14 protein-coding genes and 1 tRNA gene are annotated in these 12,159 nt (G+C 35.3%); 11 read left to right on the forward strand and 4 right to left on the reverse strand.

Going from position 1 to position 12,159, the window contains the following annotated elements; translation table 11 throughout:
* Positions 1-4: 4 nt before the first annotated feature.
* From RQM59_RS09650 to RQM59_RS09660, 3 genes are read right to left on the reverse strand one after another with little or no spacing between them, the layout of a single operon-like run.
* Positions 5-1,195, reverse strand: a complete 1,191-nt coding sequence (locus RQM59_RS09650; protein WP_349241902.1) for an efflux RND transporter periplasmic adaptor subunit — start codon at positions 1,193-1,195, stop codon at positions 5-7.
* Positions 1,196-1,205: 10 nt separating this feature from the next.
* The gene (locus RQM59_RS09655; RefSeq protein WP_349241903.1) at positions 1,206-2,612 is read right to left on the reverse strand and encodes a TolC family protein; all 1,407 of its coding nucleotides are present in this window, start codon (positions 2,610-2,612) and stop codon (positions 1,206-1,208) included.
* Between the two features lie 4 nt (positions 2,613-2,616).
* Complete coding sequence (locus RQM59_RS09660; RefSeq protein ID WP_349241904.1) at positions 2,617-3,204, reverse strand: TetR/AcrR family transcriptional regulator; 588 nt, start codon at positions 3,202-3,204, stop codon at positions 2,617-2,619.
* 128 nt (positions 3,205-3,332) lie between these two features.
* Here RQM59_RS09660 and RQM59_RS09665 point away from each other — a divergent pair, with 128 nt between their 5' ends.
* The 3 genes from RQM59_RS09665 to RQM59_RS09675 all read left to right on the forward strand — a co-directional run bounded on the left by RQM59_RS09665 (position 3,333) and on the right by RQM59_RS09675 (position 4,718).
* A complete protein-coding gene (locus RQM59_RS09665; protein WP_349241905.1) occupies positions 3,333-4,304 on the forward strand; it encodes a polyprenyl synthetase family protein in 972 nt (323 codons plus the stop codon).
* A gap of 63 nt (positions 4,305-4,367) precedes the next feature.
* Positions 4,368-4,441, forward strand: a tRNA-Ile gene (locus tag RQM59_RS09670).
* Positions 4,442-4,529: 88 nt separating this feature from the next.
* Complete coding sequence (locus RQM59_RS09675) at positions 4,530-4,718, forward strand: PID-CTERM protein-sorting domain-containing protein (protein ID WP_349241906.1); 189 nt, start codon at positions 4,530-4,532, stop codon at positions 4,716-4,718.
* On the opposite strand, the gene RQM59_RS09680 is transcribed toward RQM59_RS09675, so the two are convergent.
* The gene (locus tag RQM59_RS09680; protein WP_349241907.1) at positions 4,715-5,302 is read right to left on the reverse strand and encodes a riboflavin synthase; all 588 of its coding nucleotides are present in this window, start codon (positions 5,300-5,302) and stop codon (positions 4,715-4,717) included. The genes RQM59_RS09675 and RQM59_RS09680 overlap by 4 nt on opposite strands.
* Before the next feature lie 59 nt (positions 5,303-5,361).
* On the opposite strand from RQM59_RS09680, the gene pdxA reads away from it, so the two are divergent.
* From pdxA to RQM59_RS09720, 8 genes are all read left to right on the forward strand, one after another.
* Positions 5,362-6,396 (forward strand): 4-hydroxythreonine-4-phosphate dehydrogenase PdxA, encoded by a 1,035-nt coding sequence (gene pdxA / locus RQM59_RS09685; RefSeq protein WP_349241908.1) that lies wholly within the window; start codon positions 5,362-5,364, stop codon positions 6,394-6,396.
* Between the two features lie 74 nt (positions 6,397-6,470).
* Complete coding sequence (locus tag RQM59_RS09690) at positions 6,471-7,013, forward strand: YceD family protein (protein WP_349241909.1); 543 nt, start codon at positions 6,471-6,473, stop codon at positions 7,011-7,013.
* 1 nt (position 7,014) lies between these two features.
* Positions 7,015-7,209, forward strand: a complete 195-nt coding sequence (rpmF, locus tag RQM59_RS09695) for a 50S ribosomal protein L32 (protein WP_349241910.1) — start codon at positions 7,015-7,017, stop codon at positions 7,207-7,209.
* A 174-nt stretch (positions 7,210-7,383) separates the two neighbouring features.
* Positions 7,384-8,379 (forward strand): beta-ketoacyl-ACP synthase III, encoded by a 996-nt coding sequence (locus tag RQM59_RS09700; RefSeq protein ID WP_349241911.1) that lies wholly within the window; start codon positions 7,384-7,386, stop codon positions 8,377-8,379.
* A gap of 26 nt (positions 8,380-8,405) precedes the next feature.
* Entirely contained in the window at positions 8,406-8,894 is a 489-nt protein-coding gene (gene accB / locus RQM59_RS09705) for an acetyl-CoA carboxylase biotin carboxyl carrier protein (RefSeq protein ID WP_349241912.1), read from the forward strand.
* Positions 8,895-8,950: 56 nt separating this feature from the next.
* Positions 8,951-10,291 (forward strand): acetyl-CoA carboxylase biotin carboxylase subunit, encoded by a 1,341-nt coding sequence (gene accC / locus RQM59_RS09710; RefSeq protein WP_349241913.1) that lies wholly within the window; start codon positions 8,951-8,953, stop codon positions 10,289-10,291.
* Positions 10,292-10,387: 96 nt separating this feature from the next.
* On the forward strand, positions 10,388-10,843 hold the full coding sequence (locus tag RQM59_RS09715; protein ID WP_349241914.1) for an Lrp/AsnC ligand binding domain-containing protein: 456 nt from the start codon (positions 10,388-10,390) through the stop codon (positions 10,841-10,843).
* Between the two features lie 108 nt (positions 10,844-10,951).
* Positions 10,952-12,145 carry a DegT/DnrJ/EryC1/StrS family aminotransferase gene (locus RQM59_RS09720; protein ID WP_349241915.1) on the forward strand — a complete coding sequence of 398 codons (1,194 nt, stop codon included), beginning with the start codon at positions 10,952-10,954 and terminating at the stop codon, positions 12,143-12,145.
* The last annotated feature ends 14 nt before the right edge of the window (positions 12,146-12,159 follow it).

Below are 12,159 nucleotides of genomic sequence, written 5' to 3' on the forward strand. Positions count from 1 at the left end.
GATCTTATTTCTTAGTTTTCACTTCTTTAATTTTCACTAACTGACCTTCCTTTACACTTCGTGCTCCTTCATCCACAATTTCATCTCCTGCTGTAATCCCAGTTAAAACTTCTATATCATCTCCTTCTGTCTTTCCGGTTGTAATAATAACTTGTTCAGCTGTTCCTTGTATTACATCCTTCACCTTTTTGGCATCTTTAATCACATATACATATTGTTGTCCTTTTCCATTTTCAGAAACAATACTCTGTGGAATCAAAATAGCTTTTAGACTTGTGTAATCGTTAATTTTTAACTTCGCTGTTAGGTTTGGCTTAATGGTTCCTTTTTTATTTGGAACAGCTACTTCTATTTTGAAAGTTCTATTTACTGGGTTGATAAAATTCCCAGTTTGACGAATTTTTGTATCTACTGTAGTTCCTAAGATTGGGAAATCGACCTTTACTTCTTTTCCGTTCGTTACATTTTTAATGTAACTTTCTGGCACGTCTGTTTCGATGTACATGTTTTGCAAATTCACAATCCTAAAGATCTCTGCTCCTTGTCCTGGCGCTACTACTGTTCCTTCATCCTTTAATACATCGTCAATAACTCCTGTAAAAGGTGCAGTAATATTAAACTTCGCCAATTGCTTTTTAACTTGAGCCACCTGGTTTTGCAAGGATTCATAGTTAGTTTTTGCCTGTAAGAATTGGATCTCTGAACCGATCTTTTGGTCCCATAATCTTTTTTGACGTTCATAGGTAGTCTTTGCCAATTGTGTATTTACTTCTAATTGCGCCAATTGTTCTCTAGACCCTGCATCATCTACTCTAGCTAAAACTTGCCCTTTAGATACACGTTGCCCTTCTTTTACATATACTTTTTCAAGAAGACCAGCTACCTCAGGGTAGATCAACACATTTTGCTTGGTCATTACATTTCCTTGCAATTCTAAATAGTGATTAAATACATCTTGCTTCGCTACGAAAGTAGTAATCAAAGGGATTTTCTCACTCGGATCCAGTACAGCAATAGTGTCATTTAAACGCTTAATTTGCTCCGCTAAGGTTTGTTGTTCTTTATCCAACTCTGCCTTCTTTGCACGTATTTTCTCAACGTCTTTCGTTGCTAATACAGTTTCTATTGTTTCCTCCTTCTTTCCACAAGAAATGAAAAGGAATGTTGCGATTAATAGTGAATATATAGTTCTCATCTCTGGTAGATTATTTTGTTTTAATATTTAGTGCTGTTTCTAATGCCGCTTTTTTTGCAATCACATCTAACATGGATTGAATATATGATTGTTGTTGTGTATATAATTGATTTTGTGCCTGAGTCAATTCAAAGCTAGATGAAATTCCCTCAAAGAACTTAATACGTTGTTTGTTCTCAATTCTTTCTGCTAAAGACACGTTTCTTTTTGCGGTTTCGTAATTTTCAATACTTAATTGATAATCACTTTTCGCTTTTTCTGCTTGCAAGTTTAGCTTCTGTTTGGTCTCTTCTAAACGAATATCAGCAGTTTCTAGTGCTATTTTAGCTTGTGCAGTTTTAGATCTTCTTTGAAAACTACTAAAGATCGGTACATTTAAACTTACTCCTAATAAAGAAGAATTAAACCATTGCTGATTACTATTGAAGAATGAAAATGAATCCGAATTCGCAGTTGTGCCATAGTTAACAAAAGCACTTAACGTAGGCAATGCTTTACTTTGCTCATAACGCATTAATAATCGTTTAGATTCTCTATCATTTTCTGCAATCTTAAAATCTATATGATTGTTTAGATTAAACGATTGAGAAATCAAACTAAAATTAATATTTCGCTCAGTTAAAGAGTCCAAAGAATCAGTAAGAATTAATTGAGTACTTATAGAGCTTCCTAATGTAATATTTAACATCTGATAAGCGATTGCTTTCATTCGTTTTACATTATTTAACTGACTCTTAATGTTTCCTAAGGTAATTTCTAACTGTTCTACATCTTCTTCTTCATTCAAACCATTCTCAAAGATCTTTTTGGTTTCATTCAAATTCTTTTCAAGAATCTTTTTATTATTCTCTAAGATGTCAATACTCTTTTCAGCAATCAGCACATTTCCATATGCATTAATAACTGCCTCTCGAACACCTTGCTCTGTTTTTTCTTTAGCTTGTTCAGATATCTTTAAAAAAGTTCTTGCAGATTGTAGTCCTACCAAATAAGATCCATCAAACAATAATTGCCTTAATGTTATTGTAGCATTTAAATTTTGCTTCGTTCCAAATGTCAATGGAAGAAAACCTTCAGGAGTAGATGGTGTACTTGTTGGAGTAATTCCAAAATACTGCTCAACTGTTTCTACTACAGAAGATGTATTGTCAAAAGCTGCTGCAGGCAATAACGAAACCTGTTGTTTTATCCAGTTCTGATAATCAACTTTCGCATCTATTTGTGGTAATCCAATGGTGGTAGTTTCCCAAACTCGCTTTTTTGCAGAAGCAATGTCATTCTCTGCGGCTTTGGCATCATAGCTGTTTTTGATGGCATAATCTATCGCTTCTTGTAGCGATAGGCTCTTTGTCGTTTCTTGTGCTGATACCGTTACAGCAAGAAAAATTAGTACGCCTAAAATTTTAATTCCCTTCATATGTTTAACTCTGTAGTTGTTTTTCTAGTTCTTTAATTCCTTTCTCTGTTGCAATTGCCCTCGTATGGTACTCTAATGCTTCTCGTTCTAACTCTGGTATTTTGTAGTTTTCTACGGTAGATTCATGAATACTAAATACCAACGAGAAGTAGAACTGAATGTACAGTTCAATATTAATTTCATTTCTGTAATACCCTTCCGCAATTCCTCTTTGCAAATTTGACCGAATACATGCAGAAAAAGCAACCATCTCCTTTTTCATCACTTTTTCGTGAATCCGAGGATAATATTTTTTAAGTTGATAAACTGGAGAAGAATCGGCTGTTTGAAACATCTCTTTAAACATTTTTTTCACCTCAAAATTTTCCTTGATTGTGTTATGTCCTTGGCCAACAATCATGTTAATCATGGTTAAACAAGATTCGTGCATCGCAATTGTTGCTTCTTCTACAAGACTCAATTTATTGTCAAAATACTTATAAATGGTCTTTTTAGATACTCCCATTTCTGAGGCTATATCGTCCATCGTAACGCTCTTATACCCTAAGTTTAAGAACATTTCTCCTGCTTTATGTAATATTTTTTCTCTCATTTTCGAGGACAAAAATACGAAAGGAAACTTTAGAAACAAAAAAAGTTTCCAAAGTTTTAATCTTTTTTTAACATTGATCCCTCTAAAAAAAGTTTCATTGCCTTATTTTTACAAAAAATTTACACGCATTGGATATCATACAATATCAAACAGAGTTCTTAAACTATTTAAACGATAAGCAATGGGTCAAAGAACCAAAGAACCTGTATACACCCGTAGATTATATTTTACAATTAGGAGGGAAAAGAATTAGACCAATCCTTACCCTAATGGCAGCTGATATTTTTTCAGGTGATTTTGAAAAAGCTATGCCTGCAGCTCTAGCTATTGAAGTTTTTCACAATTTCACCTTGGTTCATGACGACATTATGGATGATGCTCCATTAAGAAGAGGAAAAGAAACCGTGCATGAAAAATGGGATTTGAATACTGGGATTCTTTCTGGCGATGTGATGCTCATTCTCGCTTATCAGTATTTCGAAAACTACGAAGCCGAAGTTTTTCAAAAACTAGCAAAGCTATTTAGTAAAACTGCGTTAGAAGTCTGTGATGGTCAGCAATTGGATATCGATTTTGAAACAAGAAATGATGTTACCATAGACGAGTACCTTAACATGATTCGTTTAAAAACATCTGTTTTAGTAGCCGCTGCTCTTCAAATGGGTGCGATTGTTGCGAAAACTGACAATAAGAATGCCGATTTGATTTATGATTTTGGACTAAATCTTGGTATTGCATTTCAGCTACAAGATGATTTCTTAGACACTTTTGGAGATCCCGAAACTTTCGGAAAACAAGTAGGTGGTGATATCATTGAAAACAAAAAGACGTTTCTTTATTTAAAGGCTTTAGAACTGGCAAATCCAGAAGACAAAGAAAGGTTACACCATTTTTATCGTCAAAAGTTAGAAGAGAACTCAGTAAAAATTACGGAAGTCACTCAAATTTTTGAAAAGTATGGAATTCCTGCTAGTATCCAAACACTTATTAATGACTATACACAAAGAGCTTTTAATACATTAACCGCTCTTAATATTAGCGAAACCGCTAAAAATCAGCTAAAAGAATTTGGGCATTATTTAATGGGTCGAGTGAAATAAAAGTATTTTAAAAAAAAGAAGTTACTTTCTCAAAAAGTTTTTACATTTGCGTTCAATTATTGAGGACCCATAGCTCAGCTGGTTAGAGCACCTGACTCATAATCAGGGGGTCGAAGGTTCGAGCCCTTCTGGGTCCACATTTTTTTGCTTCAGTACATATATTAGCTTATATTTACTGATAATACATTAATTCTATTTCATAATTTTAATCTGGGGGGATATAAAATGAAGAAAAGACTCTTACTTACAATTATTCTAGTTGTAACCTTTGCCCTTACGGCAAAAGGTCAAGTAGTCCCTCCTCCTATTCCACCACCTCCTCCTCCAGGATTACCTATTGATGGCGGTGTTGTTTTCTTATTGATTTCAGGAGTTTTTTATGGAATAATTCGAGTTTCTAAGAAAGGTTCCTAGCGATTGTTTGCAAATAATTTTGCTACGTACTTCCCAATTACATCAAACTCAAGGTTAACCGAATCATCGATTTGAAGGTTTTTGAACATTGTGTGCTCTAATGTATATGGAATAATTGCAACACTAAACTCACTCCTTTTGGAATTCACCACTGTTAAACTCACACCATTAACTGTAATAGAACCTTTCTCTATTGTTATATCATTCTGCGAAGAATAGGTAAAAGTAAATAACGTGCTACCTTCTTCATCTTCTTTCCCAATACAAACACCAGTTGTATCAACATGTCCTTGCACAATATGACCATCCAATCGCTCACCTAACTTCATTGCTCTTTCTAAATTAACAACATCGTCAATTTTCAGCGAGTGCAAATTAGTCTTAACTAGCGTTTCTTTAATCGCAGTAACCACATAATCACGATTCTGAATATCGACCACCGTTAAGCATACACCATTATGTGCAACACTTTGATCAATCTTTAACTCATTTGTAATATCACTTTCAATAGTAAAATGAACATTTTCTTGATCTTTAGTAATACTCTTTACAACTCCCAGAGATTCGATAATTCCAGTAAACATGTCTTATAAATTAGTTACTTTTGCGTGTACAAAAATAGGAATAATACAATAGTATCAATATGAATACATCAAGTAATATAATTGTCGGTATTTCCATTGGCGATATCAATGGAATCGGAATAGAGGTGATTTTAAAAACATTTGCCGACAAAAGAATGCTTGAATTTTGTACTCCTGTTCTCTTTGGATCTGCAAAAACCGTTTCTTTTCATAAGAAAACTTTAGATATCCAAACTCATATCCACGGAATCAACACCATTGATAAAGTAGTTCATGGAAAAATAAACTTACTGAATGTTTGGAATGAAGAACTTAAAATTGACCTAGGGACTGCCTCAAAAGAATTAGGGAACTACGCTTTTAAATCACTGGACAAAGCCGTTGAAGCATTAAAGAACAATAAAATAGATCTATTACTTACGGCTCCAATAAATAAGGATACTATTCAATCAGACGACTTCTCATTTCCTGGGCATACTGAATACCTGCAGAGTCATTTGGAAGGTAAAAGTTTGATGATCTTGCTAAATGAGGAACTTAGAGTTGGCTTGTTAACTGGCCATATTCCAGTATCGGACGTGGCGTCTACAATTACCCCAGAACTAATTGAAGACAAAGTGGCTATCATGTACACCTCTTTAGTGGAAGATTTTGGTATTAGCAAACCCAAGATTGCCGTTTTAGGACTAAATCCTCATTCCGGTGATAATGGTTTAATTGGAAAAGAAGAAAAAGAAATTATTGCTCCCACGATTAAAAAAATCAGAGATACTGGGAAACTTGTATTTGGTCCATATGCCGCGGATGGTTTCTTCGGTTCGAAAACCTATGAACAGTTTGATGGTGTATTAGCCATGTATCATGATCAAGGCTTGGCTCCTTTTAAAGCGCTTTCTTTTGGTGCAGGGGTGAACTTTACTGCAGGATTAAGTAAAATAAGAACGTCGCCCGATCACGGAACTGGTTTCGATATCGCTGGAAAAGGTATCGCCAATTCAGATTCATTTAAAGAAGCATTGTTTACTGCATTGAAAATCCATAAAAATCGAGCAGCCCATATAGAAATTACCAAGAATGTTCTAAAAACAAAATGATTTTTTCTTTATAAAGATTAGTTTATTATCAAAACATTTTTTTATCTTTGCACGCTCAATTTGATTCATTGATAATGAAAGACTTGAAAGATTTTAATATTCCTTTTATAGGTTTAAAACTAGGGAGTCATTTATTTGAACATCAAATTGACAATACGTTCTTTGAGGCATTTAATTTTGATGAATATTTTGATGCAGCTATTTCTGTGAAGATAGACTTTGTTAAAAAGACGACTTTACTAGAAATCGACATGCATGTAAAAGGTACTGTGAACGTTCCTTGCGATACTACAAATGTTTCTTTTGATCAAGAAATTGATGGAACACTTCATTTGGTTGTAAAGTTTGGTCCAGAGTATAACGATGACAATGAAGATATTTTGATCCTTCCATATGAAGAGTATCAACTGAATATCGCACAATACATATATGAACTCATTGTGTTGTCAGTTCCTTCAAAAAGAATTCATCCAAAAGTATTGGATGGCACCATGCAATCGGTAGCTTTAGATAAATTAAATGAACTTCAGATAACAACTGAAAAAACTGTAGAAGATACAGAAACAGACCCTAGATGGGATAAATTAAAGAATTTAATAACAGAAAAAAAGACATAAAATGGCACATCCTAAAAGAAAAATTTCTAAAACTAGAAGGGATAAGAGAAGAACTCATTATAAAGCTTCTGCTCAACAAATAGCCGTAGACCCAACAACTGGTGAAGCTCATTTATACCATAGAGCACACTGGCACGAAGGTAAACTTTACTATAGAGGTCAGGTTGTATTAGAATCTGCTGCTGCAGAAGCATAATCCTGATTTAAAAAAGATTTAAAAACCCTCATTTTTGAGGGTTTTTTTATGTTTTTGAGCATAAAAGCACCTTTTTGTGTCATTTTTTCACAAAAGGAGTTATTTTTTACTATTTTAGTTGCCCATTTTTATGGCAAACAAACAACAACAAAAACCTTTCTAAAAGGTAATCTTATGACAAAGTCAACTGCAGCAATTACGGCAGTAGGAAAATATATTCCTGAGTACGTGCTAACCAATAAAGAACTTGAAACTTTAGTTGATACTAACGATGAATGGATCACTACTAGAACTGGAATTAAAGAGCGTAGAATTTTAAAGACCCCAAACCAGGGAACCTCTTTTATGGCTATTGCAGCTGCGAAAGACCTTATTCAAAAGGCTAATATTGACCCTTTAGAAATTGATATGGTTATCGTTGCAACCGCAACACCTGACATGCCAGTTGCCTCTACAGCGGTTTTTACGGCTTCAGAAATTGGAGCCACCAATGCTTTTGCTTTTGATCTGCAAGCAGCATGTTCAAGTTTCTTATATGGAATGTCCACAGCTTCTGCATATGTAGAGTCTGGAAAATATAAAAAAGTACTATTAATAGGAGCAGATAAAATGTCTTCTATTATTGATTATACAGACAGAGCTACTTGTATCATTTTTGGCGATGGGGCTGGTGCTGTTCTTTTTGAACCAAATTCTGAAGGTTTTGGTTTGCAAGACGAATATTTAAGGAGTGATGGTGTAGGAAGAGAATTCTTAAAAATTGATGCTGGTGGATCTATTTTACCTCCGTCCGAAGAAACTGTAAAAAACAGACAACACTTCGTACATCAAGAAGGAAAAACAGTTTTCAAATTTGCGGTATCTAATATGGCAGATGTTTCAGAAAGAATGTTGACCAGAAATAATCTAAACAAAGAAGATATTAGCTGGTTAGTTCCGCATCAAGCGAACAAAAGGATTATTGAAGCTACGGCTAACAGAATAGATTTAGACCCTGCTAAGGTGATGATGAATATTCACAAGTATGGAAATACAACATCTGCAACATTACCATTATTGTTAGCAGATTATGAAGATCAATTAAAAAAAGGAGACAATTTAATTTTTGCTGCATTTGGAGGTGGATTCACTTGGGGATCTATTTATCTAAAATGGGCATATAACTCATAAAACTAATATTACTTAAAATCAAGAACATGGATATTAAAGAAATTCAAAGTCTTATTAAATTTGTAGCAAAGTCTGGTGCTAGTGAAGTAAAACTAGAGATGGAAGATGTAAAAATCACCATTAGAACGGGTTCTGCAACTAGCGAAACTACGATTGTACAAGCTGCCCCGATGGCAATGCCTCAACAACCAATAGCAGCAGCACCTGTAGCAGCAGCTCCACAACCGGTTGCAGACACACCAGCAGCTCCAACCCCTGCAGATGATGATTCTAAATATATCACTATAAAATCACCAATCATTGGTACATTATACAGAAAACCTTCTCCCGATAAACCTTCTTTTGTAGAAGTAGGAAGCGATATCAAAGCTGGAGATACTGTATGTATTATTGAAGCCATGAAGTTATTTAACGAGATCGAATCAGAAGTTTCTGGTAAGATTGTTAAAGTATTGGTAGACGATTCTTCTCCTGTAGAATTTGACCAACCATTATTCTTAGTAGATCCATCATAATTTTCTTTTACATTTTTGATATTAAATCAACATTGTAAAAGGTAAAACCTACAATTATGTTTAAAAAAGTATTGATTGCCAATAGAGGTGAAATCGCTTTACGAGTAATTAGAACTTGTAAAGAAATGGGGATTAAAACAGTAGCTGTATACTCTACAGCTGATGCAGAAAGTTTACATGTAAAGTTTGCCGATGAGGCTGTATGTATTGGCCCTGCCCCAAGTAGTGAATCCTATTTAAAAATGTCCAATATTATTGCAGCTGCTGAGATCACTAATGCAGATGCAATTCATCCAGGCTATGGATTTCTTTCTGAAAATGCGAAGTTTTCTAAATTATGTGATGAGCATGATATTAAGTTTATTGGTGCAACTGGAGAGATGATCGATCGAATGGGAGATAAAGCTTCAGCAAAAGCAACTATGATTGCTGCTGGCGTTCCTTGTATTCCAGGTTCGGAGGGCATCATGAAAGATTTCGAAGAGTGCCAAAAGTTAGCTGATGAAGCAGGGTATCCTGTTATGCTAAAAGCAACTGCTGGTGGTGGTGGTAAAGGAATGCGTGCTGTTTGGAAACAAGAAGATTTACAAGACGCTTGGGATTCTGCACGTCAAGAAGCGAAGGCCGCTTTTGGAAACGACGGAATGTATTTAGAGAAATTGATAGAAGAACCTAGGCATATTGAAATCCAAGTTGTTGGAGATTCTTTTGGAAAAGCTTGTCACTTGTCAGAAAGAGATTGCTCTGTACAAAGACGTCACCAAAAATTAACAGAAGAAACTCCATCTCCTTTCATGACCAAGAAGTTGAGAAACGATATGGGAGAAGCTGCAGTAAAAGCTGCTGAATATATAAAATACGAAGGTGCTGGTACCGTGGAATTCTTAGTGGACAAACACAGAAATTTCTATTTCATGGAAATGAATACGAGAATTCAGGTAGAACATCCAATTACAGAAGAGGTAATTAATTACGACCTTATTAGAGAGCAAATCTTAGTTGCTGCTGGAGTTCCAATCTCAGGAAAGAATTACTTGCCTAAATTACATTCGATAGAATGTAGAATCAATGCAGAGGATCCTCATAATGGGTTTAGGCCTTCTCCCGGGAAAATCACAACATTACACCTGCCAGGAGGGCATGGAGTAAGAATTGATACGCATGTGTATTCTGGTTATATGATTCCACCAAACTACGATTCTATGATTGCTAAGTTGATTGTAACAGCGCAAACAAGAGAAGAATCCATTAACAAGATGAGAAGAGCTTTAGACGAGTTCGTAATTGAAGGAGTTAAAACAACAATTCCTTTCCATAGACAGCTAATGGATCATCCAGATTATATTGCAGGAAATTATACAACGAAGTTTATGGAAGATTTTGAAATGAAATCATAAACTACTTAATACGTTAAAGTAAATAATCAAAACGAAGAATATCCTTTTATTCTTCGTTTTTTTTATATTTATAACTTACAATAAATAAAGCAGCATATGGGAGTTAAAATAGACGGTATAGACAAGATTATTATCAATCGCCTGATTGAAGATGCACGAACGCCTATATTGAGTATTGCTAGAGAAGTTGGTATTTCAGGGGCCGCGATTCATCAACGTCTCCGAAAATTAGAGGTTTCTAAGTTAATTGCTGGCTCGCAATTAATGTTAGACCCAAAAGTATTGGGATATACCACCACTGCCTTTGTTGGCATCTTTTTAGAATCGGCCAGCATGTATGCTTCGGCCATCAAAAGATTAAAGAATATTCCTGAAGTTGTAGAGAGTCATTATACCACTGGTAATTGGGCAATTTTTATCAAGATACTATGTAAGAACAATACTGATTTGATGCACTTGTTAAATCACGATATCCAACGCATCAAAGGAGTAGCTCGAACGGAGACTTTTATTTCACTGGATCAACAGATCAACCGTCAGATCAAAGTATAGACAATTCCATGGAAATTTGCTAATAATGGAGCGTACATCCTTTGAAAACATATTCTCTTCATCCGATTAATTTTTTACCTTTGAGCATTCTTATTAAAAATTAAACGAATGCCTGGATTTGAATTATTTGGAGACGCAGAACGCAAAGAAGTAAATGACGTTCTTGAAAGCGGTGTCTTAATGCGTTACGGCTTTGATGGAGCCAGAAATGGTCACTGGAAAGCTAAAGAACTGGAACAAGAATTGCAGACTACTTTGGGAGTTAAACATGCTCAATTAACGAGTAGTGGTACTACAGCTCTAAATGTAGCTTTGGCTGTATTGGGAGTTGGAGCTGGTGACGAAGTGATCATGCCTACATTTACATTTGTAGCAAGTTTTGAGTCTATTTTGGCTGCGGGTGCCACACCCATTTTAGTGGATATTGACGATACATTAACCTTAGACCCTAAGGCCGTAGAAGCAGCGATCACACCAAAGACAAAAGTAGTAATGCCTGTTCACATGTGTGGCTCCATGGCAGATCTAGATGCTTTAAAAGCTATTTGTGATGCACATAACTTAATTTTATTAGAGGATGCATGTCAGGCAATTGGCGGATCTTATAAAGGAAAAAAACTAGGAACTATTGGTGATGCAGGTTGTTTTTCTTTTGATTATGTAAAAACGATTACTTGCGGAGAAGGTGGCGCGATGATCACAAACGACCCAAACCTTGCCGTCAATGCAGACCATTATACAGATCATGGACACGATCACATAGGAAACGATAGAGGTGCAGAAGCACATCCTTTCTTAGGGTATAATTTCAGGATTTCTGAATTGAATGCCGCGGTTGGTTTAGCACAAGTGCGAAGATTGGAGGATTTTGTTTCACTGCAAAGAAAGCACAAGAAAATATTGAAAGATGCATTGGCAACAATTCCAGAAGTGTCTTTTAGACGAATCCCTGATGAAGATGGAGATAGCGCTGGCTTCTTATCTTTCTTCATGCCTACAAAAGAATTAACAGACAAAGTAGTGGTTGCATTTAAAGAGCATGGTGTAGACGCTTATTGGAACTATTTTGAAAATAATTGGCATTATATTCGAAAGTGGCATCATTTAAAAGAAAAAACTTCGTTATTCCCTTTATCAGATCAAATTATAAATGGAATGCAGGATTTAAATACAACAGATTTTTCGCAGTCAGATGACTTTATCTCAAGAAATATTTCTTGCCTGATCAAACTGTCATGGACCCAAGCTGAAGTACAAGAACGTGCAGGAAAAATGGTTGCCGCGATCAGATCCGTTTTATAACATAAGAATAGACC

The sequence above is a fragment of the Asprobacillus argus genome, from assembly GCF_032248395.1.
Classification (GTDB): domain Bacteria; phylum Bacteroidota; class Bacteroidia; order Flavobacteriales; family Flavobacteriaceae; genus Polaribacter; species Polaribacter argus.

Excerpts from the sequence above, each read along its gene's own strand:
- RQM59_RS09650 (WP_349241902.1), bottom strand. The coding sequence starts at position 1,195 with ATGAGAACTATATATTCACTATTAATCGCAACATTCCTTTTCATTTCT.
- RQM59_RS09655 (WP_349241903.1), bottom strand. The coding sequence starts at position 2,612 with ATGAAGGGAATTAAAATTTTAGGCGTACTAATTTTTCTTGCTGTAACG.
- RQM59_RS09660 (WP_349241904.1), bottom strand. The coding sequence starts at position 3,204 with ATGAGAGAAAAAATATTACATAAAGCAGGAGAAATGTTCTTAAACTTA.
- RQM59_RS09675 (WP_349241906.1), top strand. The coding sequence starts at position 4,530 with ATGAAGAAAAGACTCTTACTTACAATTATTCTAGTTGTAACCTTTGCC.
- RQM59_RS09680 (WP_349241907.1), bottom strand. The coding sequence starts at position 5,302 with ATGTTTACTGGAATTATCGAATCTCTGGGAGTTGTAAAGAGTATTACT.
- pdxA (WP_349241908.1), top strand. The coding sequence starts at position 5,362 with ATGAATACATCAAGTAATATAATTGTCGGTATTTCCATTGGCGATATC.
- RQM59_RS09690 (WP_349241909.1), top strand. The coding sequence starts at position 6,471 with ATGAAAGACTTGAAAGATTTTAATATTCCTTTTATAGGTTTAAAACTA.
- rpmF (WP_349241910.1), top strand. The coding sequence starts at position 7,015 with ATGGCACATCCTAAAAGAAAAATTTCTAAAACTAGAAGGGATAAGAGA.
- RQM59_RS09700 (WP_349241911.1), top strand. The coding sequence starts at position 7,384 with ATGACAAAGTCAACTGCAGCAATTACGGCAGTAGGAAAATATATTCCT.
- accB (WP_349241912.1), top strand. The coding sequence starts at position 8,406 with ATGGATATTAAAGAAATTCAAAGTCTTATTAAATTTGTAGCAAAGTCT.
- accC (WP_349241913.1), top strand. The coding sequence starts at position 8,951 with ATGTTTAAAAAAGTATTGATTGCCAATAGAGGTGAAATCGCTTTACGA.
- RQM59_RS09715 (WP_349241914.1), top strand. The coding sequence starts at position 10,388 with ATGGGAGTTAAAATAGACGGTATAGACAAGATTATTATCAATCGCCTG.
- RQM59_RS09720 (WP_349241915.1), top strand. The coding sequence starts at position 10,952 with ATGCCTGGATTTGAATTATTTGGAGACGCAGAACGCAAAGAAGTAAAT.